The sequence below is a fragment of the Streptomyces violaceusniger Tu 4113 genome (assembly GCF_000147815.2).
Taxonomy (GTDB): domain Bacteria; phylum Actinomycetota; class Actinomycetes; order Streptomycetales; family Streptomycetaceae; genus Streptomyces; species Streptomyces violaceusniger_A.
In genome coordinates this window covers 846,959-869,857 of the sequence record NC_015957.1, presented here as the reverse complement: position 1 = coordinate 869,857, position 22,899 = coordinate 846,959, and the positions used below count along the sequence as shown (strand labels likewise).

Sequence of the window (22,899 nt, the reverse complement as noted above, 5' to 3'; positions counted from 1 at the left end):
CCGATGGACACCTCCGGCCCGATACGGCCCCGGCTGCCGTCCCCCGTGTGGGACGTGGCCGACCCATGGCTCGCCGAGCGGGGCGTGGAGCTGCGGCTGAAGCGGGACGATCTCATCCATCCGCTGGTGCCGGGCAACAAGTGGCGCAAGCTCACCCCGAATCTGCGCGCGGCCGTCGAGCAGGGGCACACCCGGCTGCTCACCTTCGGTGGTGCCTACTCCAACCACATCCGCGCCGTGGCGGCCGCGGGGGCCGCGCACGGGCTGTCGACGGTCGGGGTCATCCGGGGCGACGAGCTGGCCGGCGCGCCGCGCAACTGGTCGTTGGCGCGGGCCGAGGAGCATGGCATGGAGCTGGCCTTCGTCACCCGCTCCGCCTACCGCGAGACGCTGCGCGGCCTGAGCGAGAACGACCCGGGCCCGCTGCGGGGGCTGGAGGAGCGGTGGGGGAGCGCCTACGTCCTCCCGGAGGGCGGTACGAACGTCCTGGCGGCGGGCGGGGCCGCGGACCTCGTCGCGGAGCTGCCCGACCTCGGCTCGGGCGATGTGGTGTGCTGCGCCGTCGGCACGGGCGGCACCCTCGCCGGTATCGCGGCCGCGCTCCCAGCCGGTGCGCGGGCGGTGGGGTTCGCCGTGCTGAAGGGGGCGGACGGCTATCTGGAGGGTGAGGTGGCCGAGCTGCACCGGCGCGGGTGGGGGCGCGCGTTCGGCGACTGGCGGATCGAGCACGGCTATCACGGCGGCGGGTACGGGCGCGTTCCGGTGGAGTTGGAGGCGTTCGCGGCTCGGTTCGAGGAGCGGCATGGGGTGCGGGTGGAACGGCGGTATGTCGCGAAGATGCTGTGGGGTGTGTACGGGCTGGCGGAGCGGGGCGAACTGGCTCCGGGCAGCCGGGTGACGGCTGTGATCACGGGGCCGCCGGATCCGGAGGGTTCGGCGGGTGCGGTGGGTGCGGCGGGTTCGGCCGGTACAAAGGGGTCGGCCGGTACGGAGGGGTCGGCCGGTACGGCCGGTGGGGGCCGGCCCGAGGCTTGATCCGACGCGCGGGCCGCCTCGGGGCCCGGCCTCGGCCACGGCTCGGTGCCGATGGCGAGCGGGCCGACCACGGTCGGATCACGGGCGCGGCGCCGGGGCGCGCGGCGCGCGGCGCGCGACGTCAGTCCGGGATGCGAAGGCGCATGACCGTCGTCGCCGCGTGGCGGACCGTGCTTTCCTGGCGGACCTCGACCGTCAGGTCCGGGGCGATCGGGCGGTAGGCGATCTCGGCGCCGACCCGGTCCAGTGCGGTGGGGAGTTCGGCGGGCGGGGGCTGGGGGTCGGGCAGATCGCGCAGTGCCGTGCTGAGCTGGGCCCGGACGGCCGTGGCGAGCGGGGCGGAGATCACGGGCGCGTCGTCGCCGGGGAGCACCAGCGCGAGGGCGCGCGGGCGGAGGCGGGGGCCGACGACGCCCACGACGACGGCGTCACGGGTCTCCGAATGGCGCAGCTTCCGCCAGTGGCGGCCCGGCCGGTAGGGCTGGTCGAGGTCCTTGATGACCAGGCCCTCGACCCCGATCTCCGGAAGCGCCTCGTACCAGGTCGCGGCGAGCTGCGGATCGGTCGTCATCGGCACGGCCTGCAGCGGTGGGCCGAGCGGTTCGAGGAGCGCCATCAGCCTGGCCCGGCGCTCCGCGTACGGCAGCGGCCGCAGATCCTCCTCGCCGATCGCGAGCAGGTCGAAGGCGGCGTAGGAGGCGGGCAGTTCCCGGGCGAGCCGGCCCGCCCGGGACTCGGACGCGGCGAAGGCGCGCTTCTGGACGGCGGCGAAGTCCGTACGGTTGCCCGCCCACACCACCACCTCGCCGTCGAGGACCGTGCCGGGCGGCAGCGGCCGCGCGGCGGCCTCCAGGTCGGGGAAGGCGCGGGTGATGATGCGGCCGGAGCGGGCCTGCATCCTTACGGCGTCCACCAGCCGGAAGATCAGCAGCCGATGGCCGTCGAACTTGGGCTCGTACGCCAGCCGCCGTCCGGGCGGGGCGGTCGGCAGGGTGGGGACGACGCGGGCCAGCGCCACGTCCACGGGCGGCTGAAGAGGCGGCTCAGGGGACGACGTCATCGGTCGACCGCGCCTTCGTCGTCGGCGTCCTGTTCGCCGTCGCTTTCACCGGCTTCTCCGTCGCTTTCACCGGCACCGCCCTCCCCCGTCGGCAGCGGGCGCGCCTGCGCCGGGTCCAGCAGCGGGGCGAGCAGATCCCCGTGGCGTTCGAGCCGCGCGGGGATGTCGTCGATCAGGAAGGACAGCGCCCCCGGGGCCTGGCACTCCTCGACTTCCTCCCAGGTGACGGGCGTGGAGACGGCCGGTTCGGGGAGGGCGCGGGGGGTGTAGGGGGCGGCGGTGGTCTTCGCGGCCGCGTTCTGGCTGAAGTCCACGTACACCTTCCCCGGGCGCAGCGCGCGGGTCATCTTGCGGATGACCAGATCCGGCATGGCGTTCGCGGCCTCCAGGGCCAGCCGTCTGGCGTAGGCGGTGACCTGGTGGGAGGGCGTCGGCTCCACCGGCACCAGCAGATGCAGCCCCTTGGAGCCACTGGTCTTCGCATACGCCGTAAGGCCATCGGCGGCCAGCCGCTCGCGCAGCCATACGGCCACGACGCGGCAGTCCACGATCGTGGCGGGCGGCCCGGGGTCGAGGTCGAAGACGAGCCGGTCGGCGATGCCCACGCCCTGGTCGATCCGCCACATCGGGGCGTGGAACTCCACCACGAGGTTGGCCGCCCACATCAGCGAGGGCAGGTCCTCGATCAGCACCTGCCGCGCGGTCTCCCCCTTATGGCGGGTGACCTCGACCGTCGTCACCCAGGAAGGCGTGCCAGGAGGCGGGTTCTTGGTGAAGAACTTCTGGCCGTCGGGGCCGTCCGGGTAGCGGAGGAACGCCAGCGGCCGCCCGCGCAGATGACCGAGGAGCGGGTCCGCGGTCGACGCCAGGTAGTGCAGCAGCTCGCCCTTTGTGGTGCCGGTGGCCGGATGGATGACCTTGTCGAGGTTCCTGAGCGCGATCCGCCGCCCCTCCACCTCCGCGATCGGGGACATACGATAAGAATCTCACGAAAGGGATCAAGCATGCGATCTATCTGGAATGGGAACATTTCCTTCGGTCTGGTGAGCATTCCGATCAAGATGTATCCGGCCACCGAGGACCACTCGATCTCGTTCCGGCAGATCCACACCCGCGACGGCGGCCGCATCCGCTACCGCAAGGTCTGCGAGCTCGAGGGGAAGCCGGTCGAGTCGAGCGAGATCGGGCGGGCATACGAGGACGCGGACGGCGCGCTGGTCCCGATCACCGAGGAGGACCTCGAGGCCCTTCCGCTGCCCACCACCCACACCCTGGAGATCGAGGCGTTCATCTCCGCCGCCGAGATCGACCCGCTGCAGATGGGTGACGCCTACTACCTGGGCACCAGCGGCGCCGCCGCGGCCAAGCCGTACACCCTGCTGCGCGAGGCGCTCAAGCGCAGCGAGAAGGTCGCCATCGCCAAATACGCCCACCGTGGCCGCGAGCGGCTGGGGATGCTCCGCGTCGTGGGCGACACCATCGCGCTGCACCGGCTGCTCTGGCCGGACGAGGTGCGCGAGCCCGCGGGGGTGGCCCCCAAGGAGAAGGTGACCGTGAAGCCGGCCGAACTGGACCTCGCCGACACCCTGATGGAGACGCTCGGCGAGGTGGATCTGAACGATCTGCGCGACGAGTACCACGAGGCGCTGGAGGAGCTGGTGGCGGCGAAGGTGTCAGGCGCCACGCTCACCGCCGAGCCCGGTGAGCGGCCCGCCGGCGCGCAGGTGGTCGACCTGATGGCGGCGCTGAAGGAGAGCGTCCGCAGCGCCAAGGAGGCGCGGGGCGAGGAGGCCGGGGAGGGCGCGAAGGGCGAAGCCGAGGAAGAGGAGGAAGGGGAGGGAGCGGAGGCGACGGTCCATGAGCTGCGCGGCCGCAAGAAGGCACCGGCGAAGAAGGCGCCCGCGGCGGCGAAGAGGACGGCGACGGCGAAGAGGACGGCGACGGCGAAGAGGGGTGGGACGAAGACGCCAAAGACCGCCGAGTCGGCGGAGGAGCCTGCGGGGAAGGCCGCCGGGAAGAAGCAGACGGGTACGAAGAAGGCCGCGGCCAAGAAGACCACCGCGAAGAAGCAGACGGGCAAGCGCGGCACGCGGACCGCCTCCTGAGGCGGCCCTGGCACCGGCGAGCGCGCACCGCCTGCGCGCCCGCGGCGGGCTATCCCCTGCCCGCCCCTTCCCGAACCATGGGGCTCCGCCCCCTGGACCCCGGACGGGCTGGAATCAGCCCCTCCGGCGCTTGAGGAGCGGGGTCCGGGGCAGAGCCCCGGTTGTGGGAAGGGGCGGGCAGGGGAAGGCCGGCCGCAGGCGCGACCCCGGTCAGCGGAACGCGGCCACCCGGTCCTCAACCCACTGCGCGAACGTACGCCCAGGACGGCCCGTGATGCGCTCCACCTCGGGCGAGACCGCCTGCGGCCGGTCCACCAACTCCGCGAAGACGCGCAGCAGCGAGTCCGCCATCTCCGGCGTGAGGAACCCGCCGGCCATCCGCTCCCGCGCCGCCTCGTGCGGGATCTCCTCGTACCGCAGCGGCCGACCGACGACCTCACCGATGATGCGCACCTGATCGGCGAAGCTCAGCGACTCGGGTCCGGTCAGCTCGGGCGTCTGGCCGACCAGGTCGTCGGCGAGCAGCGCACGGGCGGCGACCGCGCCCATGTCGGCCTCGTGGATGGGGGCCATCTGCGCCCCGGCGTACGGCCCGTACACCACATCCCCGGCCTTGATCTGGTCCACCCACTGCAGCGCGTTCGCGGCGAAGGCGCCCGGGCGGACGAACGTCCACTCCAGCCCCGTGCGCTCGATCTCGTCCTCCAGCGCGCGGTGGCGGACGCCGATCGGGTTCGTGTGCGGATCGAGGTCCTGCAGGACGGAGGACGAGGAGAGCATCACGATCCGTCGTACACCGCTCTCCTTGGCCCGCTCCAGGAGCTTCTCGGTCCCGACCTGCCACACCACCGCGGGGTTGAGGAACAGTGCCGTGGCGCCGTCCAGGGGCATCTCCTCGGTCCGGGCCGCCCGTACGCCCTCCGGCAGCCGGGCCGCCTCGGGGTCGCGGGTGAGCGCGAGCACCTCGGCGCCCGCGTCGGCCAGCTCCTTCACCACATGACCGCCGACGTTTCCGGTGGCTCCGGTCACCACGAACATGATGAATCTCCTCGCGTGTCCTGCGATGGGTACCTAACCGCAGTCAGGTTCATCCAAACAGATGATGTTGTCAAACGATTAGATGAGAGCCTGTCGGGAACCCCCCGGCTAGCCTGTCCGGGCCGAGGAAGAGGAGATGACGACCATGCAGGGGACGCCCAAGAGGCCCCGCCGCGCCCCCACGCCCGAGGAGCGCAAGCAGTGCCCGGAGCGCTCCCGGCGGCTGCTGATGGAGGCGGCCAGGGACGTGTTCTCCGAGAAGGGGTTCGCGGGCGCCCGCGTCCAGGACATCGCGGACCGGGCGGGCCTCAACAAGCAGCTCATCGCCTACTACTTCGGCGGCAAGGAGGGCCTCTACCAGGAGCTCACCCGCGAGTGGCTGGCGCGCGAGGCGACCTTCAACGACCCCGCGGTCCCCTTCGAGGAGCTGGTCGTCCGCTACCTCCGGGAGGCGTTCGACGACCCCCGCGCCATCCGGCTGACCGTCTGGCGCGGGCTGACCGGCGAGGCCGCGGACGAGCATCCCGAGGACCTCTCCGATATGCGGCGCCGGCAGGCGGCGGGCGAGCTGGCGGACGACCTCGACCCGGCCGCCGTGCTGCTGATGTGCTACGCCGTGGTCTCCGCACCCGCCACGATGCCGCACGCCGTCCGCCAGATCTTCGGCATCGAGCCGGACTCACCGGAATTCCAGGAGCGGTGGGAGGAGCAGTTGCGCCGCATCGTCCGCCACCTGGCGGCGTGAGACCCCGCCCTACTCCACCACCCCGTCGATCTGGAACGTCTGCACCGACTTCTCGGCGAACGGAACGCTCAGCCGCTTGCCGTCCAGCGCCGTGTCCCGGCGCGCGGTGTACAGATCGCCGGTGCCCGAGGTGTGGGTGGACCAGCGCGGCACCAGCCCGCCGGTGCCCCCGGTGACCTGGCCGAAGCGGGACAGGTCGAAGGTCAGCGTCTGCGCGGCGCCGGGGTTGACGGCGACGAGGACGAGCCGGCGCGCGCCCGGGTCGTACGCGGCGACGGCGTGGTCCGAGCCGGTGTCCAGGATCCGCATCCCGGGGCGGATATGGCGGGTGAACTGGGCGAGCACGTAGTACTTGGTCTGCACGGCGCCGGGCTGGGCGGAGTCCGGGTCGTAGTGGATCAGCGCCCAGCCGGCGCTGGGATCCATCACCTGCCAGTAACACCACGCGGTGGGGTGCAGCCAGCGGAAGTCCAGGCAGAGGTTGGTGGCCAGGGTCAGCCCGGTGCCGTCCTTATCGCCGGTCTCGGAGTTCCAGAGCGTCTTACCGGCCGCACGCACATCCGTGTACAGCAGATCGCGGCGGCCGCCCGAGCCCTGGTAGCCGTGGACGTTGACCTGGTCGACCAGGGCGCGGGTGGCCGTGTCGAAGGAGCCCCAGGTGGTGCGGGCCAGGTCGTAACTGGTCTCGTCCGACGCCGAGATCCGGGTGCCGGTCAGCCCGCGCGCGTCGAGCTCGGTGCGGAGGTGGCCGAGGACGGTCCGCTGAACCGCCGCGTCGATATGGCAGCCCTCCTGCGTGCCGTCCGCCTTCCACCACGCGGAGGACGGCTCGTTGAACGCCTCGACGGTGGCGAAGCGGACGCCCCAGTGGTCCTGGGCGTAGCGGGCGGTGGCGGCGAGATAGAGCGCGAACTGGCGGTAGTTCCAGGACTGGAGATTGTTGCCGCCGTCCGCCGCACCGGACGGGTTGTGGTTGAGACACATCCACCACATGGGCGAATTGGCGAACAGCTCGCTGACGGCGCCGCGTTGGACGGCCTTGACCAGCGCCGCCCGCTGGACCGCGTCGGCGCCCCAGTGCCAGGCCGAGGAGGCGGGGTCCTCGCTGTTCCAGTCGTGCCAGTAGCCCTCGATCTGCTTGAAACGGGGGATGTTGGGCGAGGCCACCATCGATTCGCCGCCCACACTGGTCCAGGAGCAGCCGCCGAGGTTGTAGCGGGCGATGTTCAGCCCGAGGCCGGGCAGCGATCCGCCGCCGTAGCCCACGGCCTTGGTGGTGAAGAAGAGATCGGCGAAGTCGTCCCGCTGCCCGAAGAGATTGGCCCACCAGGCGAGCGAGGTGCCCCAGCCCTCCCAGGCCCCATGGTCGGTGCCTGGGTCGACGCCGATGGTCTCGTCGGCCCAGGCGGTGCCGGTCATGAGCGCGGCGCCGAGCACCGTGGTGCCCGCCGCCGTCAGAAGCGTTCTGCGCCGCATCGTCCGTCCCCTCCGCCGCACCGGCCCCCGTCGCTTACGAAGCGTCGGGGCAGCGGCGGGCGTTGTCGAGAGGTGTGACAGCGCTTTCTACGGACGGGTCATAGGCGGACGGGGCCACGGGCGGACGGCGGCCCGGCGCGGTGACGGGCCGTCGGTAATTCGGTTGCCTCCGTCCGCCCCCGTGTCCACGATGTCCGGGACCTCACCGCTACGAGCAGGAGCACAGGAGCAACAGATGCGCCGATTCCTCGGAACGACTCAGCGCCCCTACCGGACGACCGTCTTCGAGGACTTCAGCATCCATGCCCAGCTCTCCACGGGTCTCTCGGACCCTCAACATCGGCGTGCTCGCCCATGTCGACGCCGGTAAGACCAGCCTCACCGAGCGGCTGCTCTACGACGCCGGGGTGATCGACCGGCTCGGCAGTGTCGACGCCGGGGACACCCAGACCGATACCGGCGAGATCGAGCGGCAGCGCGGTATCACCGTGCGGACCGCGGTCGCGTCGCTCACCGCCGGGGACACCCAGCTCAACCTGATCGACACCCCCGGCCATTCCGATTTCATCGCCGAGGTCGAACGCGCCCTCGGCGTGCTCGACGGCGCGGTGCTCGTGCTGTCCGCCGTCGAGGGCGTCCAGGCGCAGACCCGGGTGCTGATGAAGACCCTGCGGCGGCTGCGGCTTCCGGTGCTGCTCTTCATCAACAAGATCGACCGTGCGGGCGCCCGCGACGCGGGACTGCTCGCCGACATCCGGCGCACCCTGGCGCCGCATCTCCTCCCCCTGACGGCGGTACGGGAGCTGGGCACGCGGAACGCGTACGTCCGCTCGCGCTCCCTCGACGATCCGGGGATGCGCACGGAGGCGGCCGAGGTGCTGGCCGAGATCGATGACGCGATGCTCGCGCGGGTCGTGGACGGCCCGCTCCCCTCGGCCGAGGAGGTGTGGGCCGCGCTGGCGGCCCGTACGGCGGAGGGGCTGGTGCATCCGGTCTTCTTCGGCTCGGCGCTCAGCGGTCAGGGCGTCGGGGCGCTGGTCGAGGGGGTCGCGCGGCTGGTGCCGCCCGCGCCGGGCGGGGCGGAGCCGCGGGGCACGGTCTTCGCCGTGGAGCGCGGTGGGGGCGGCCGGGGCGGGGCCCGGGGTGGCGACGGCCGGACCGGTGGAGGCGGCCGGTCGGGTGGGGGCGGCCGGTCGGGTGGAGGCGGCCGGTCGGGTGGGGGCGGCGCTCGGGGCAGCCGTACGGCGTATCTGCGGCTGTTCTCCGGTGAGGTGGCGTTGCGGCAGCGGGTGACGCTGCACCGCCGCGGGCCCGGTGGCGCCCTTACCGAGCACACCGGGCAGGTCACGGCGCTGGAGGTCGTCGGCGCGGCGGGGGCCGCGCGCGGGCCGCTGACCGCCGGGAACATCGCGCGGATCAAGGGGCTGCCCGGGGTCCGGGTCGGCGACCGGCTCGGGCCCGTCCGCGACGTACCGTCGGACCGGCCGCACTTCGCCGCGCCCACCCTCCAGACCCTCGTCCACGCCCGCGAGCCCGGCGCCGCCGCCGCGTCCCGGCTGCACACCGCGCTGCTCGACCTGGCCGACCAGGATCCGCTGATCCACGCGCGGGCGATGCCGGACGGGGCCACCTCGGTGCTGCTGTACGGCGAGGTGCAGAAGGAGATCATCGCGGCCACGCTGGTCCAGGACTACGGCGTCGAGGCGGAGTTCGAACCGAGCCGTCCCGTGCTCGTCGAACGCCCCTCGGGGGTCGGCGAGGCCGGTCGTGAGATCGCCCGTTCCGGTCACACCGGGCCGTGGGCGACCGTCGGGCTGCGCGTGGAGCCCACCGCGCGCGGCGCCGGGGTGGTCTTCGGCTACGAGACCGAACTGGGCGCGCTGCCCCGCGCGTTCCACACCGCGATCGAGGAGACCGTGTACGACACGCTGTTCCACGGCCCCCGGGGGCGCTCAGTGACGGACTGCCGGGTCGTCCTCGTCCGCTCCGGCTTCCTCGGCCCGGAGAGCACCGCGGCCGACTTCCGCGACGTCACCCCTGTGGTGCTCGATGAGGCGCTGGAGCGGGCGGGGTGGCGGGTGTACGAGCCGTACCACGCCTTCGAGCTGGAGCTCCCGCCCGAGACGCTCGCCGCGGTCAGCGCCCAACTCGCCGCCGCCGAGGCGGACATCGGCGAGAGCGTGGACGGTGCCACGGGATGGCTGCTCCGGGGCGAGATCCCGGCCCGCCGGGTGCACGGTTTCGAGCACGTCCTGCCCCGGCTGACGCACGGCCAGGGGGTGTGGTGGTCCCGGCCGTGCGCCGACCGGCCGCTGCGCGCCGGGGCGGCGCGCGAACCGCACGCCTGGCGCGGCTAGATTCCGGGCCCCGCCACCCGGGTGTAGACAAGGCTGTTGCTGGTGCCGCCGGGCGTGGTGAGCCGCACATTCACCGGACCGGCGGGCCCGGACGGGTCGATGGCGGTGACCCAGGTGTCGGACACGACGGTGAAGGAGGCGGGTGTGGTGCCGAAGAGCACCGTGCTGGTCGTGGTGAGACCACTGCCGAAGAGCGTGACCGTGGTCCCGGCGTTGAGCGGCCCGCCGGTCGGCGACAGGCTGGTGAGGACGGGAACGGCGACATAGGTGTACGGGACGCCGTTGCTGGTGCCGCCGGGCGTCACCGCCGTGATCTGCACGGTGCCGCTGCCCGGCGGCGCCTCCGCCGTGATCTGCGTGGCCGACACCACCGTGAACGACAAAGCGGGCGTCGCACCGAAGCGCACCGCCGTCGCACCGAGGAGATTGGTGCCGGTGAGGGTCACGATGTTGTCGCCGGAGACGGGGCCCAGGGCGGGTGCGGCGCCGGTGAGGGTGGGGACGCCGACGTAGAAGTACGTCACCGCGTTGCTGATGCCGCCCGGCCCGGTCACCGTGATCTGCACCGGCCCGGCGGCCCCCGGCGGGGCGATCGCCTTGATCTGGGTGGCCGAGACGACGGTGAACGACGTGGCGGGCGTGGAGCCGAAGGTGACGGCGGTGACGCCCGTAAGGTCGCTACCGATCAGCGTCACCGTGTTCCCGCCGACGACCGGACCCTGCCCCGGGGACACGGAGGTGAGCACGGGCACGGGCGCCGCCACATAGCTGTACGCCAGCCCGTTGCTCGTCCCGCCCGGCCCGGTCACCATGACCTGCACGGTCCCACTCCCCGGCGGCGCCACCGCCGTGATCTGCGTGACCGACACCACCGTGAACGACAAAGCGGGCGTCGCACCAAAACGCACCGCCGTCGCACCCGTGAAACCACTCCCCGTCAACGTGACCGTATTCCCCCCCGGCCGCCGGACCCTGCCCCGGAGACACCCCCGACACCACCGGCACCGGCACCGCCACATAGCTGTACGCCACCCCACTGCCGGTCCCACCCGGGCCCGTCACCGTGACCTGCACGGCCCCACTCCCCGGCGGCGCCACCGCCGTAATCTGCGTGACCGACACCACCGTGAACGACAAAGCGGGCGTCGCACCAAAACGCACCGCCGTCGCACCCGTGAAACCACTCCCCGTCAACGTGACCGTATTCCCCCCGGCCGCCGGACCCTGCCCCGGAGACACCCCCGACACCACCGGCACCGGCACCGCCACATAGCTGTACGCCAGCCCGTTGCTCGTCCCGCCCGGCCCGGTCACCGTGACCTGCACGGCCCCACTCCCCGGCGGCGCCACCGCCGTGATCTGCGTGGCGGAGATGACCGTGAAGGTCGTGGCGTTGGTGGCCCCGAACCGTACCGCCGTCGCGGCGAGAAGGTTGGTGCCGGTCAGGGTGACGACCGTGCCGCCGGAAGCGGGGCCCGTCGTGGGAGAGATCCCGTTGAGAGCGGGGGCGCCGGCGTAGCTGTACGCCAGCCCGTTGCTCGTCCCGCCCGGCCCGGTCACCGTGACCTGCACGGTGCCGCTGCCGGGCGGCGCCACCGCCGTGATCTGCGTGGCGGACACGGCGGTGAACGACGTGGCCAGGATCGGGCCGAAGCGGACCGCCGACGGCTGGATGAAGTTGCTCCCGGTCAGGGTGACCAGGGTCCCGCCGCCGGGAGAACCGGCGGCGGGGCTCACGGAACTGATCACAGGAGGGGACGCCTCGGCCGTCGAGGGACCGGTGCCTGTACCTGTGGCTTGAGGGCTACTCAAGGTGGATCTCCTTCTGGCGAGTCGTCCCACGGGTGATCAGATATTCGGGCCGGACACGTACTGGAACTGGGTCGCGGCGGCGGCGGTGCCGCCCAGAGTGGTGACCGCGATCTCGGCGGGGCCGGGCGCCCCGTCCCCGGTGGGCGGCGAGACTGCGGCCAGGCTGGTGTCGCCGATGACGGTGAACGACGCCGCGACACCGCCGAAGGTCACCGACTGGGTGGTGGACAGGTTGGTGCCGGTGATGGTCACCGCGGTGCCGCCGGAGGGCGGGCCCGAGCTGGGCGTGAAGCCGGTGACCGTCGGCGTGTCCACATAGGTGTAGGAGAAGCCGTTGTTGCTGCCGCCCGCGGTGGTGACGCTCACCCCGACCGTCCCGGCCGCGGCGCCGGCCGGGACGACCGCCGTGATCTGGCTGTCGGAGACGATGGTCGGCGTCGCGGTGTTGGCGCCGAAGTGCACGGCGCTGGCGGTCGACAGTCCGGTGCCGGTGATGGTGACGGTGTTGCCGCCGGCGAGCGGCCCGGCGACGGTGCTCAGCGCGGACTTGAAGGGCGCGCCGATGTAGTAGAAGTTCAGCGGGTTGCTGGTGCCACCGGCCGTGGTCACGGTCACCGGCACCACCCCGCTGCCGGACGGCGACGTGACCGTCACGGAGCTGGCGCTGTTGGCGGTGATGGTGGCCAGTTTGCTGCCGAAGTGCACGGCGGTGGCACTGCCGAGGTTGACGCCGGTGACGTTGACGGTCTGTCCGCCGGCGGACGATCCCTGACTGGGTGAGATGGGCATGACGCAGTCCTTCCTGAGGTCAGGTGAGGTGAGGTGAGGTGAGGTGCGGGGCGTTGAGGTGGACGGGACCGGGCGGGCTGGACCCGCTCGCGCTCACGGAAATCCGGTGCGCGACCGCGGGCGTTGGGGCACCCGCCCGGTCCTCCTCGCGGTACGCCTGGCGCCCGGCTCCGGCGAGGACGCGGCGCCCCCCAGCGCCGAAAGACAACGGCGGGGGTCCCACCGCACACTTTCAGTAATCCATCCGACGTAGCCCGCCACAAGATGGGTGACGCCACGTCACCCGAATGGCCGGGCGTGCGGGATGGGCCGGGCCGGGCGCCGCACGCGCCCGGCCTGCCATCCCGCTCCACGCCTTCCCGGCACGCCCCGTTCCGGGCCCGGGTCCACCCCTCACCCGTTCCCGTGACCCATCGGACGGACGGGTCACTTCCGTACCTCCCGGGCGTATGCTCTTGCCACATGGGGGCGGAAATGGGCATTACCGCCGATGAGACCTCCAGCGGGGGCACTTGGCGGGTAAGGATCCGGAGTTCGGCCGGTGACGTCCTGGGCGCCGGGATCCTTCTGGGCAGCGAGACGGTGCTGACGTGCGCCCATGTGATCCCCGACGACGGGCTTCCGGTGCCCGCCACCGAGGTGCTGATCGACCTGGTCGAGGTGCCCGACGCCGCACCGGTCCCCGCACGCGTCGCCGACGGCGGCTGGGTGCCCCAACGCTCCGACGGATGTGGCGATGTGGCGCTGCTGCGGCTGGGCCGGCCGCAGCCCGCCGAGCACGCCGCGCCGCTCTACCGGCTGCCGCCGGTGCTCGGCCGCCCGGTGTGGATGGGCGGCTTCCCCAAGGGGCTCGACAACGGCCACTATCTGCGCGCGAAGACCGCCGGACGGGTCGGCCCGCGGGCGGAGTGGGTGGGGCTCGACCCCAAGTCGCGCCGGGATGTGGTCCGTAAGGGCTTCAGCGGCGCCGGGGTGGAGGACGAGGCGACCCGGCATGTGATCGGCATGGTCGTCAGCCGGTACGACGACCCCGTCGGCGTCCCCTCCGCCGAGCGCCTCAGCGTCTCCTACATGATCCCGGTTGAGACGATCGTGCGCCATCTGCCGGTGGTCCAGCGCTGGTTAGGGGGCGACCCGGGGGTGGACCGGCCGCTGGTCTCCCCGCTGACCACCGGCGTCCAGGACATCGGCTTCGCCCAGCGGCTCGCCGTATGGCTGCGCCGGGAGCCCCTCAGCGGGCGCCCGGACATCGCGGACGTGGAGACCGTGGTCATCGAGGACGACGACCACGTCCGGTACGAGGCGCTCAGCCGCGCCATCACGCTCGCCGACCGCGAGCTGTCGGGCGGCGGCCCGGACGAGGCGGTCTCCGCCGCGCCGCACGGCACCGTACCGCCGCTGGGCAGTGTGGACCTGGCCATCGACGTCACCGGGCGCACCGACACCGAGGTCGCGCTGCGGGTCGCGGACCGGATGGATCTGCGCTCGCCCGGCGACACCTCCCCGCTCAGCCGGGTCCGGGCCAACGCGGTGCCGCTCACCATCGTTGCCGTCGGCGTGGACCGCGCCCGCGACCCGGAGGCGCTGGTCGGCTTCATGAAGCTGCTCGCCGACCGGGGCAGTCGGCTGATGCTGGTCTTCCGCGACCCCCACTCCCGTGGACTGCGCCTGGCCGAGCGGCTGTTCCGCCCCGAGGCGGCCCGGATCGACGCCTGGCTGGACGAGCTCGCCGGGCGGGTCGCCCTCGCCGCCGACCGCGAGCACGAGGCGGCCGAGCGCGGGGCGCGCCGCTCGTCCCTGTCGGACGCCGAGGACGCGACGGCCTTACGGATCAATCTGACCCGGCTGCGCTCCGACCCCGAGCTGCGCTCCCACCGCATCGTCGCCAAGCTGGCCGCGTTCGAGCACACGGTCCGGACGGTCGCCGAGCGGGCCGAGGAGACGCTGCGGGTGATCGAGGCCCAGCAGCCCGCGGTCCAGGAGCTGAAGTGGCAACTGGTGTCGTACACGGCGATGCTCGGGAGCAAGGCCGAATCCGAGCGGGCAGAGCTGATTCCGCTGCACCGCGCCGCGGTGCGACTGCTGGCCACGGTGCCCTGTGATCTGCCGGAGGCCCGCCGCGCCGTCGACCGGTTCGTGGCCGCTGTGCACACGCCGCCGGAGGGGGAGGCGCCATGACGGAGGGCAATCGTCCGGACGGCAGTGGTCCGGACCGCAGTCGTACGGGCGGCAGTCGTACGGGCGGCAGTCGTACGGGCGGCAGTCGTACGGGCGGCAGTCGTATGGGCGGCAAGCATCCGGACGGCAGTCGTACGGGCAGCAAGCATCCGGACGACAGTCGTACGGACAGCGATCGCCCGCACTGCAATCGCCCGGATTGCCGCGGTGAGGGCCTGGGCCGGATCAACGCCCGGGGGTTCTGTACGGAGTGCGGCCGCAGGGCCCTGCCCACCGTCCCCGAGCCCACTCCCCCACCCACCCAGGCGCGCACTTCCGCACCCGCCCAGGCGCGCACACTCCCGTCCACCCGGCCCGGCGAAGCTCTGATCTCCGAGTCCACCGCGACCACGACCCGTGCCCGCCGCCGCGATGTGGCGCGGAAGTTCACCGTCCGGCCGGCGGGCGAGGATCCGCTGGCCCTGCCCCGGGTCGAACTGCCGTCGCTGCGCGATCTGGTGATGGACGATCCGCATCCCCCCTCGCGCGGCCAGACCTGCGGCTGGGAGGGGTGCGAGGAGATCGTGGGCGCGCCCTACGCCGGGCAGCCCGCGCTCTCCAGGGGCTACTGCCCGCGCTGCCGCCATCCGTTCGACTTCGCCCCGCGGCTGAGCCCCGGGGATCTGCTGGGCGATCAGTACCGGGTGATCGGCTGCGTGGGGTACGGCGGGCTCGGCTGGGTCTATCTCGCCGAGGACACCCAACTGGACGACCAGCCCGTGGCCATCAAGGGCCTGATCAACAACGAGGACGAGGCGGCCCTGCGGACGGCGGTCGAGGAGCGCCGCTATCTGACCATGCTCGACCACCCCGGCATCGTCCGGATCATCAACTACGTCACCCAGCCCGATCCCCGGGACGAGACCGCGCTGGCGGGCTACATCGTGATGGAGTTCGTCGGCGGGATGACGCTCGCCCAGATCAAGGACCACATCGCGGACGCGGTGAAGCCGTACGACGGGCCGCGGCTGTACGAGCACATCCTGGCCTACGGCTGTCTGGTGCTGCGCGCGGTGGGCTACCTGCACGGCGAGAAGCTGCTGTACTGCGATCTCAAGCCGAGCAACGTCATGCACTACGAGGACCGGGTCAAGGTGATCGACCTCGGCGCGGTGTGGCGGCTGGGCCAGCGGGACGGCGGGCCGCCCGTGATCACCGAGGCGTTCGCCGCCCCCGAGGTGCTGGCCCGGGGCACCTCGGCCCTCACCGAGCGCCATGATCTCTTCGGGGTCGGCAGGACGCTCGAAGAGCTCTCCGACAAGGCCACCCGGCAGGCCCAGCGGCCGCCGGGCCTGGGCGCCGAGTCCTACCGCCGGGTGCTGGCCCGCGCCACCGCGGCCGACCCGGACCGGCGGTTCGGATCGGCCGCGGCGATGTCCGAGCAACTGTGGGGCGTACTCCGGGAGATCCACTCGCTGCGGCTGAGCCGGGAGCAGCCGCAGCCGTCCACGCTCTTCGCCCCGACCTCGGCGCTGCTGGACTCCGCGCTGGGCCGGATCCCGGACCTGGAGCGCTGGCTGGACGGCGACCCGCGCCCGCTGCTGGCGTCCGGGCTGCCCCGCCCCGAGCAGGTGCCGCCCGGGCTGCCGGTGCCGTTCCCGGACGCGGCGGATCCCGGCGCGGCGCTGCTGGGCGTGCCGACCGACAGCGGGCCCCGGCGGCTGATCGAGCAGTTGCACGCCTTCCCCCGCCCCTCCGCCGAGATCCGGCTGCGCACCTGCCGCGCCTATCTGGAGCTGGGCGAACGGGAGGCGGCGGCCAAGGAGTTGGCGACCTCCGTGGAGCTGATCGGCTCGGCCGCCCCGTACGACTGGCGGCTGTCCTGGCACCGCGCCCTGCTGCGGCTGGCGAACGGGGCGGTGGCCGACGCCCGGCGGCAGTTCGACGAGGTCTACAGCGCTCTGCCCGGAGAGTACGCGCCCAAGCTGGCGCTGGGCTACTGCGCCGAGCACCTGGGCGACCACGAGGCCGCCAAGCGGTTCTACGAGGCGGTGTGGCAGCGCAACCGCTCGCAGGGCAGCGCCGCGTTCGGGCTGGCCCGGCTCCGGCTCGCGGCGGGCGACCGGGGCGGCGCGGTGGACATCCTCGGCGGGGTGCCGAAGGTCTCCCGCCACTACGACGCCGCACGGATCGCCATCGTGCGGGTGTTGTCGGGGCGGCTGGGGCACCCCGACGCCCTGCCGACGGCCGAGGATCTGGCGGAGGTGCGCACCCGGCTGCCGCGGCTGTATCTGGACGAGGGGCGGGAGTCAGGACCGGCCCGCGACCGGCTGACCGCGGAGTCGCTGGAGGTGACGCTGGACTGGGCGGAGCGGCAGTCCGGCGCCGGGGTGCGGATGGGTGAGCCCGCCGGGCACGCCCGTTCAAGGCGCTGGGGACGGAGGGGGCGCGCCGCCGCTGCGGGAACCGAAGCGCCGCGGAGGGGAACCGAACCCCCGTCACTGGTGTATGGAGAGTGGGAGGACGAAAGCGCGCTGCGCGCCGAATTGGAGCTGACCCTTCGCCGGCTGGCCCGGCAGGCGGACAGCCCCGAGGCGCTCGGCGCGCTGATCGACCACGCGAACGCCATCCGGCCCGTGACCCGCGTCTGACGTCTGACAGGGGGATCAGATGTACGAGGACCGTAGAGATCGACAACACGCCCCGGGCCCGGAGGGCGCGGACGGGGGCCCGGCCCTCACCCTGCGGGTGCATCAGAACAAGTACCTCCCCGCCTCGGCGGGCCGCACCGAGATGCACGCCATCGTCAGCGTGCGGGCCCGCGGCCTGGGCCCGGCGGCGGCCCGTACCGCCGCTTCGGAGGTCATCGTCATCGACTGCTCGATGTCGATGAGCTGGCCGCCGACGAAGATCGCGGCGGCGCGGCGGGCCACCGCCACCGCGGTCGGCATACTCCGCGACGGCATCCGCTTCGCGATCGTCGAGGGCACCGAACAGGCCCAGGTCGTCTATCCGTTCACCGGCGGCATGGCGGTCGCGGGGCCCGACACCAAGGCCGCCGCCGCCCGGGTCGCGGCCCGGCTGCCCGCGGTCGGCGGCACCGCGATCGGCTCCTGGCTGGATCTCGCCCGCCGGCTCCATCTGCGGCAGTCCACCGCGATCCAGCACACCCTGCTGCTCACCGACGGCCGCAATGAACACGACCCGCCCGGCTATCTGGACAAGGTGCTGGACGCCTGTGCCCCGCATTTCACCTGTGACGCGCGCGGTATCGGCGACGGCTGGGACGCCACCGAGCTGAAGCGGATCGCGCGCCGGCTGCACGGCAGGGCCGATGCGGTGCTGGAGGATGCCACGCTGGCCGCCGAGTTCGAGGAGATGGTCTCCGCCTCGATGGCCAAGGCGCTGGCCGGGGTGCGGATCCGGATCCGCGCCCGGGCGGGCAGCCGGGTCGGCTTCGTCAAGCAGGTGCACCCCACCCGGGTGGACGTCACCGACGAGGGCGTCCGCCCCGATGAGCGCACCTGGGAGTGGACCACCAAGGCATGGGGCGACGAGACCCGCGAGTACCAGGTGTCCGTGCTCGCCGATCCGCGGGGCGATCCGACGGGCGACGACGTCGAGCTGGCCACCGTGGAGCTGGCGGTGGAGGGCGACACCGCGCTGCCACCGCCCGAGCCGGAGTCCCTGCTGGTCCAGTGGACGGACGAGGTGCTGCTGTCGTCCCGGATCGACCCCCGGCTGGCGCATTACGACGCCGACTCCGAGCTGGGCCACGCCATCACCGCGGGCTGCGACGCGTACGAGGCGGGTGACCGGAAGCGGGCCCACCGCCAGTGGGGGCGCGCCGTCCAGCTCGCCCATCAGCTCGGCAGCGAGAAGATGCTGACCCGGCTGGGCGGGCTGGTCCACATCGTCGACGCCGCCACCGGCGAGGTGCGGATCCGCGAGCCCATCCGGCCGCTGGACCTCAACTCGGCGATCATCGTGTCGGAGGAGAGCGTCCACTTCGTGGGGGTGGAGCGCCCGAGGGCCGCCGCGCCGCCCGCCGCGGATGTCAGCTGCCCGGCCTGCGGGCGCCGGGCGCCCGCCACCGCCGAGTTCTGCCAGCAGTGCGACACTCCGCTGGGCGCCGAGCCGGGCGGTGCGACATGAGCGGCACCCGCGCCTTCCTGGTCCGCCGGCTGATCGCCCTGCTGGGGGTCACGGCGCTCGCCGTGATCGCGCTGCTGGCCGCGTACTTCGGCGTCAGCCGCAACTCCGCGGCGGTGACCGGCCGGTCCACCCCGGCGATACTGCAGGTCGCCGCCGCCATCGACGCGCTGGACGCCTCCTACGACGAGGCGAAGCGCAGCATCTCGAGCCCCACGGCGGAGTTCGAGGGGCTCAGCGAGGAGTACCGCAACAAGCTGTCGACGGCCAAGCAGAGCCTGGCCCAGGTGTCCAAGAGCACCATCGGGGGCGAGTCGGCGCGCGGGTCGCTGCGCACCACCGCGGCGCTGGTGACGTCCTACGGCGACACCATCGAGCAGGCGTACGCCAGCCGCGACAACCCGACGCTCAAGAATGCCTACGTGAGGTATGCCGACTCCATCCTGCGGCATGACCAAAGCGGCATCCTCGACCGCCTGAAGTCGGTGCAGAAGCGGCAGTTCGATGTGCTCGACGACCAGACCTCCTTCGGCTGGCTGCTGTCGTTCGCCTGGTGGCTGCTGGTGCCGGGGCTGTTCGTGACGCTGGCGGCGCTGCTGGTGCACACCCAGCGCTATCTGCGGCGCCACTTCCGGCGGCTGGTCAGCCCCTGGCTGGCGGCGGCGACCGCGCTGCTGGTCGCGTTGCTGCCGCTGGCCGTCTTCACCTATCAGACCCAGGACCGGCTGGAGTCGGCCCGGACCAGCCTGACCCGATCGACCATCGGCCGCACCGGCGGCCCCACCGCCAGGGAGGTCGCGAGGACGATGCGGAGCGCGCAGTGGCAGGCCGGTGCGGTCGGCTGGATACCCGTGGGCGGCGCCGTGCTGGCCGCGCTGATCCTGGTCGGTCTGCAGCCCCGCATCGACGAGTACCGGTTCCAGCCCCGATGAGCGCGGCGAAGCGGTCCGGCCAGGCCACGGCCACCGTCCTCGGGCTGTGGATGGTACTGCTGTGTGTCGTGGGCGCCGGCGATACGAGCGGCTGGCAGTCGCGCGGCAGTGTCAGCGTGCTCGCGTCGTGGACCAGCGCCGAGGGCAAGGCGTTCCGGGACTTGCTGGACACCTTCACCAGGCGCACCGGCGTCCATGTCGACTACCAGGGCACCACCGCGCTGCGCGAGGTGCTGTCCTCGGAGGTCGGCTCCGGAACGCCACCCGATATCGCCGTGCTGCCGAGCTCCGGCGAGCTGGCCGCCTACGCCAGCCAGCGCCAGCTCACCCCGCTGAACCGAGTGATCCCGAGCCGGGAGCGCAGGGCGTACGGACGGCTGTGGACGCCCCAGCTGAGCGCCAACGGGTCGGTGTACGGCATCGCGGTCAAGGCCGACCTCAAGAGCATCGTGTGGTACGACCATGGCCGCCGGACGGGCACACTGCCCGCCCTCGCCGCCGACGGCCGCCAGTGGTGCGTGGGCATGGGCGACGACGCGACCTCCGGCTGGCCGGGCACCGACTGGATCGAGGATCTGCTGCTCCAGCAGCAGGGCAGATCCGTCTACCAGGACTGGGCGACCGGCGGGCTGCCGTGGACGGATCCGCGGGTGCAGCGGGCCTGGGAGAGCTGGGGTTCGCTCTTCGGCAGGGACACCGCGCGCACCGCGCTGATCACCGACTTCCGCAAGGCCGGGAGCAAGCTGTTCGACGCCGACCCGCCGTGCGCACTGGAGCACCAGGGGTCGTTCATCCGCAGCGGCTACCCCCGCCCGGACAAGGCGGACTTCACCTTCTCCCGCAGCCTGCTCCCCGATGCCGACCGTGGCTCCACCGCCCGGGAGGTATCAGGGGACTTCGCCGCGATGTTCCGTGACACCCCGCAGGCACAGGAGCTGATGCGCTATCTGGTCTCCGCCGAGGCCCAGCGGACCTGGGGCCGGCAGACCGCCACCAAGAGCACCCACCCGTTCTTCGCCAACCCTGGCGTCCCGCTCGACGCCCAGGGCGATGACAAGGTGGACCGGAAGATCGCGGAGACCCTGCGGGGCTCGGACTCGCTGTGCCTGGACGCCTCGGACGCCATGCCCACCCGGATGCGGCTCGCCTTCCAGCACGCCGCGCTGACCTACCTCAGCGACACCACCCGGCAGCCGGACGGGTTGCTGCGCAGCCTGGAGAAGATCCGCCAGAGCCTGCGCCACGCCGACGACCAGCCCTGGCTGTCGACGGTCTGCGGCTGAGCGGGCTCACGGAACCATCTCGTCCGGGCAGGGTGTGCCGCGCGGCAGCTGGTACTTGCCCGTTATCCGGTAGACGCCGGGCCGGGGGGCGTGCAACACCGTCCACTCGTCCTCCGGCTGGCCCTCCTCACCGCCCTCGGTCTGCTTGGTGAGGCAGCCCTCGCGGTTGACCGGAAGCTGGTCGTCCTCCCCCTTCGGGGCCCGGACGCTGTGCCCGTCGTCGTCCATCAGGCCCAGCCACGGCGAGTACGGGATGCGGATGAGCACCGGGCCCTTGGAGCGAACCGACAGCACCAGCTGGTCGGCGCCCGCGCGCTGCACGGTGGCAGGCGGGTCGGCGATCTGCGTCGGGTCCTTGACCTCGTACAGCTTCCAGTTGGCGTCGGACCAGACCTGGCGCAGATACGGCAGCTCGGTGCCGAGCAGCTTGGCCTCCTGCTCCGCCGCGGTGTCCGGGGCGTCCGCGGGCAGCACCACATAGTGCACCGCCCAGCGCTTGAGCCATTCGTGGTAGCTGGCCGAGGTCAGAGTGTCGTCGCCGTAGAAGATCGGGTTCCGGTCTATATCGCGCTGGCGATTCCAGCCGCGCGCCAGATTGACGTACGGGGCGAGCGCGGAGGACTCGCGGTGGCTGCGCACCGGAACCACCTCGACCCGGCCCCGGTCGGCCTTCTCCTGCTTGAGCCGGTCGACCAGCGGCGCCAGCTCACGGGCCCAGGACGCCGAGGGGGTGGTGTGGATGACGTCGTCGGCTGTCTTGACCCCCTGCCATATCGTGACGGTCGCGAGCGCCAGCACGAGAGCGGTCCAGCGGCGGCCCGCCGGCGTCGAGCGCAGCTCGGCGCGCGGGGGCTTGCGCAGGGCGGGCATCGCGGCGATCAGCACCACTCCGCCGAAGATCATGCCGAGGCGGGAGATGTTGGTGCCGATCTGGGAGGGGATCACCCAGGTGAGCACCACCCCGAGGCAGTAGAGCCCCGCCCCGACCCGCACCGTCGACCATGTGCGCGGCACGCACATCAGCACGGCGGCACCGGTGATGAACGGCAGGATCACCGACCCGATGGTCATCGGCTGCTCACCGGAGAACGGGAACAGCCACGCCGACAGGCCGACCACCAGCGCGGGCGTGACCCCGAGCGCGTACGCGGCGGGGCGCCGCCTGGTCAGCCACAGACCGGCGGCCACGACACCCACGAACAGGCCGGCCACCGGGCTGGACATGGTCGACAGCGCGGCCAGCAGAGCGGCCAGTACGAACCGTCCGGTCTTGTGGTGCCAGTGCCGGGACCGCCATCTGCGCGGCCAGGCGAAGATCACGGCCACCGCCGCGAGCCCGAACATCGCGCCGAGCCCGAAGGTCACCCGGCCCGAGATGGCGTTGCAGGTCAGCGCGAACGCGCCGTAGAGGGCGGGCCACAACGGCCGCCGCACGACACGGCTGCGCACCAGCAGCAGCGCGAGCAGCCCGGCGGACAGCGTCCCCGCGACCACCATCGTCGAGCGGACGCCGAGGACCGCCATCAGATAGGGCGAGATGACGCTGTACGAGACCGGGTGCATCCCGCCGTACCAGGCCAGGTTGTACGCCGAATCCGGGTGCTGGAGGGCGAACTCCGCCCAGGCGTCCTGCGCGGCGAGGTCACCGCCGCTGTTCGCCAGCAGCGCCACCCACAGCAGATGCAGCAGCGCGGCGGCGGCAAGCGAGGCGCATACAGGATGGCGCAGCGCCGTCCGGGCGCGCTGGAGCAGCCCGCCGGAAGCGGTCCGGCCGCTCTCACGCTCCGCCTCGGCCGGGCCCGTCGGCTCGGCCGACCAGCGCTGCGTGGGTACGCGTATTCGTGCGGCGGTGCTCTCCTCCGAGCCCCCGCTTTCATCGGCCCGTGTCGGATCCACGGTGGTCACTGCGGCTCTCCCCGTCTTCCCCCGAGGTCTGCCCCCTCGTCCTCAACCCCGCA

The 22,899-nt window shown here is 72.7% G+C and carries 16 protein-coding genes and 2 pseudogenes; 9 read left to right on the top strand and 9 right to left on the bottom strand.

The genetic code is table 11. The features are described 5' to 3' along the window. Positions 1–3: 3 nt before the first annotated feature. Positions 4–1,035 carry a 1-aminocyclopropane-1-carboxylate deaminase/D-cysteine desulfhydrase gene (locus STRVI_RS03945; protein ID WP_014054320.1) on the top strand — a complete coding sequence of 344 codons (1,032 nt, stop codon included), beginning with the start codon at positions 4–6 and terminating at the stop codon, positions 1,033–1,035. A gap of 121 nt (positions 1,036–1,156) precedes the next feature. Here STRVI_RS03945 and STRVI_RS03940 read toward each other — a convergent pair whose 3' ends face one another. Together STRVI_RS03940 and ligD are read right to left on the bottom strand one after the other, a co-directional pair. Further along, positions 1,157–2,095 carry an ATP-dependent DNA ligase gene (locus STRVI_RS03940; protein ID WP_014054319.1) on the bottom strand — a complete coding sequence of 313 codons (939 nt, stop codon included), beginning with the start codon at positions 2,093–2,095 and terminating at the stop codon, positions 1,157–1,159. Then, complete coding sequence (ligD, locus tag STRVI_RS03935) at positions 2,092–3,069, bottom strand: non-homologous end-joining DNA ligase (protein ID WP_014054318.1); 978 nt, start codon at positions 3,067–3,069, stop codon at positions 2,092–2,094. The genes STRVI_RS03940 and ligD overlap by 4 nt, the downstream gene beginning before the upstream one ends. Positions 3,070–3,099: 30 nt before the next feature. Between ligD and STRVI_RS03930 the strand changes: the two genes are divergently transcribed. Next, positions 3,100–4,200, top strand: a complete 1,101-nt coding sequence (locus STRVI_RS03930) for a Ku protein (protein ID WP_014054317.1) — start codon at positions 3,100–3,102, stop codon at positions 4,198–4,200. A gap of 210 nt (positions 4,201–4,410) precedes the next feature. Here STRVI_RS03930 and STRVI_RS03925 read toward each other — a convergent pair whose 3' ends face one another. Beyond that, positions 4,411–5,238 (bottom strand): NAD(P)H-binding protein, encoded by an 828-nt coding sequence (locus tag STRVI_RS03925; protein ID WP_014054316.1) that lies wholly within the window; start codon positions 5,236–5,238, stop codon positions 4,411–4,413. Positions 5,239–5,374: 136 nt separating this feature from the next. On the opposite strand from STRVI_RS03925, the gene STRVI_RS03920 reads away from it, so the two are divergent. Beyond that, positions 5,375–5,983 carry a TetR family transcriptional regulator gene (locus STRVI_RS03920; RefSeq protein ID WP_043235383.1) on the top strand — a complete coding sequence of 203 codons (609 nt, stop codon included), beginning with the start codon at positions 5,375–5,377 and terminating at the stop codon, positions 5,981–5,983. Positions 5,984–5,992: 9 nt separating this feature from the next. Here the strand turns inward: STRVI_RS03920 and STRVI_RS03915 are convergent, their stop codons facing one another. Next, complete coding sequence (locus STRVI_RS03915; RefSeq protein WP_014054314.1) at positions 5,993–7,459, bottom strand: glycoside hydrolase; 1,467 nt, start codon at positions 7,457–7,459, stop codon at positions 5,993–5,995. Between the two features lie 302 nt (positions 7,460–7,761). On the opposite strand from STRVI_RS03915, the gene STRVI_RS46160 reads away from it, so the two are divergent. After that, positions 7,762–9,816, top strand: coding sequence for a GTP-binding protein (locus tag STRVI_RS46160; RefSeq protein ID WP_014054313.1), 2,055 nt, complete (start codon positions 7,762–7,764; stop codon positions 9,814–9,816). On the opposite strand, the gene STRVI_RS03905 is transcribed toward STRVI_RS46160, so the two are convergent. The 4 genes and pseudogenes from STRVI_RS03905 to STRVI_RS03890 all read right to left on the bottom strand — a co-directional run bounded on the left by STRVI_RS03905 (position 9,813) and on the right by STRVI_RS03890 (position 12,417). Beyond that, on the bottom strand, positions 9,813–10,511 hold the full coding sequence (locus STRVI_RS03905; protein ID WP_167543178.1) for an IPT/TIG domain-containing protein: 699 nt from the start codon (positions 10,509–10,511) through the stop codon (positions 9,813–9,815). The genes STRVI_RS46160 and STRVI_RS03905 overlap by 4 nt on opposite strands. Before the next feature lie 129 nt (positions 10,512–10,640). Next, positions 10,641–10,835: pseudogene (locus tag STRVI_RS54030) on the bottom strand (IPT/TIG domain-containing protein); the annotation flags it as partial. 58 nt (positions 10,836–10,893) lie between these two features. Further along, a pseudogene (locus tag STRVI_RS54025) lies at positions 10,894–11,553 on the bottom strand (IPT/TIG domain-containing protein); the annotation flags it as partial. Between the two features lie 111 nt (positions 11,554–11,664). Further along, complete coding sequence (locus STRVI_RS03890) at positions 11,665–12,417, bottom strand: IPT/TIG domain-containing protein (RefSeq protein WP_014054312.1); 753 nt, start codon at positions 12,415–12,417, stop codon at positions 11,665–11,667. A gap of 474 nt (positions 12,418–12,891) precedes the next feature. Between STRVI_RS03890 and STRVI_RS03885 the strand changes: the two genes are divergently transcribed. From STRVI_RS03885 to STRVI_RS03865, 5 genes are read left to right on the top strand one after another with little or no spacing between them, the layout of a single operon-like run. Further along, positions 12,892–14,595, top strand: a complete 1,704-nt coding sequence (locus STRVI_RS03885; RefSeq protein ID WP_014054311.1) for a S1 family peptidase — start codon at positions 12,892–12,894, stop codon at positions 14,593–14,595. Next, complete coding sequence (locus STRVI_RS03880; protein ID WP_014054310.1) at positions 14,592–17,225, top strand: serine/threonine-protein kinase; 2,634 nt, start codon at positions 14,592–14,594, stop codon at positions 17,223–17,225. Before STRVI_RS03885 ends, STRVI_RS03880 begins: the two co-directional genes overlap by 4 nt. Before the next feature lie 19 nt (positions 17,226–17,244). Beyond that, complete coding sequence (locus tag STRVI_RS03875) at positions 17,245–18,729, top strand: VWA domain-containing protein (protein WP_014054309.1); 1,485 nt, start codon at positions 17,245–17,247, stop codon at positions 18,727–18,729. Next, positions 18,726–19,658, top strand: coding sequence for a hypothetical protein (locus STRVI_RS54020; protein ID WP_014054308.1), 933 nt, complete (start codon positions 18,726–18,728; stop codon positions 19,656–19,658). Before STRVI_RS03875 ends, STRVI_RS54020 begins: the two co-directional genes overlap by 4 nt. Further along, positions 19,655–20,941, top strand: a complete 1,287-nt coding sequence (locus STRVI_RS03865; protein WP_014054307.1) for an ABC transporter substrate-binding protein — start codon at positions 19,655–19,657, stop codon at positions 20,939–20,941. The genes STRVI_RS54020 and STRVI_RS03865 overlap by 4 nt, the downstream gene beginning before the upstream one ends. A 6-nt stretch (positions 20,942–20,947) precedes the next feature. Here the strand turns inward: STRVI_RS03865 and STRVI_RS03860 are convergent, their stop codons facing one another. Continuing rightward, positions 20,948–22,846, bottom strand: coding sequence for an MFS transporter (locus STRVI_RS03860; protein ID WP_014054306.1), 1,899 nt, complete (start codon positions 22,844–22,846; stop codon positions 20,948–20,950). Positions 22,847–22,899 lie beyond the last annotated feature (53 nt).

What these genes read in the sequence shown, in the direction of transcription:
- STRVI_RS03945 (WP_014054320.1), top strand. Translation starts at nt 4, where the DNA reads ATGGACACCTCCGGCCCGATACGGCCCCGGCTGCCGTCCCCCGTGTGG.
- STRVI_RS03940 (WP_014054319.1), bottom strand. Translation starts at nt 2,095, where the DNA reads ATGACGTCGTCCCCTGAGCCGCCTCTTCAGCCGCCCGTGGACGTGGCG.
- ligD (WP_014054318.1), bottom strand. Translation starts at nt 3,069, where the DNA reads ATGTCCCCGATCGCGGAGGTGGAGGGGCGGCGGATCGCGCTCAGGAAC.
- STRVI_RS03930 (WP_014054317.1), top strand. Translation starts at nt 3,100, where the DNA reads ATGCGATCTATCTGGAATGGGAACATTTCCTTCGGTCTGGTGAGCATT.
- STRVI_RS03925 (WP_014054316.1), bottom strand. Translation starts at nt 5,238, where the DNA reads ATGTTCGTGGTGACCGGAGCCACCGGAAACGTCGGCGGTCATGTGGTG.
- STRVI_RS03920 (WP_043235383.1), top strand. Translation starts at nt 5,375, where the DNA reads ATGACGACCATGCAGGGGACGCCCAAGAGGCCCCGCCGCGCCCCCACG.
- STRVI_RS03915 (WP_014054314.1), bottom strand. Translation starts at nt 7,459, where the DNA reads ATGCGGCGCAGAACGCTTCTGACGGCGGCGGGCACCACGGTGCTCGGC.
- STRVI_RS46160 (WP_014054313.1), top strand. Translation starts at nt 7,762, where the DNA reads ATGCCCAGCTCTCCACGGGTCTCTCGGACCCTCAACATCGGCGTGCTC.
- STRVI_RS03890 (WP_014054312.1), bottom strand. Translation starts at nt 12,417, where the DNA reads ATGCCCATCTCACCCAGTCAGGGATCGTCCGCCGGCGGACAGACCGTC.
- STRVI_RS03885 (WP_014054311.1), top strand. Translation starts at nt 12,892, where the DNA reads ATGGGCATTACCGCCGATGAGACCTCCAGCGGGGGCACTTGGCGGGTA.
- STRVI_RS03880 (WP_014054310.1), top strand. Translation starts at nt 14,592, where the DNA reads ATGACGGAGGGCAATCGTCCGGACGGCAGTGGTCCGGACCGCAGTCGT.
- STRVI_RS03875 (WP_014054309.1), top strand. Translation starts at nt 17,245, where the DNA reads ATGTACGAGGACCGTAGAGATCGACAACACGCCCCGGGCCCGGAGGGC.
- STRVI_RS54020 (WP_014054308.1), top strand. Translation starts at nt 18,726, where the DNA reads ATGAGCGGCACCCGCGCCTTCCTGGTCCGCCGGCTGATCGCCCTGCTG.
- STRVI_RS03865 (WP_014054307.1), top strand. Translation starts at nt 19,655, where the DNA reads ATGAGCGCGGCGAAGCGGTCCGGCCAGGCCACGGCCACCGTCCTCGGG.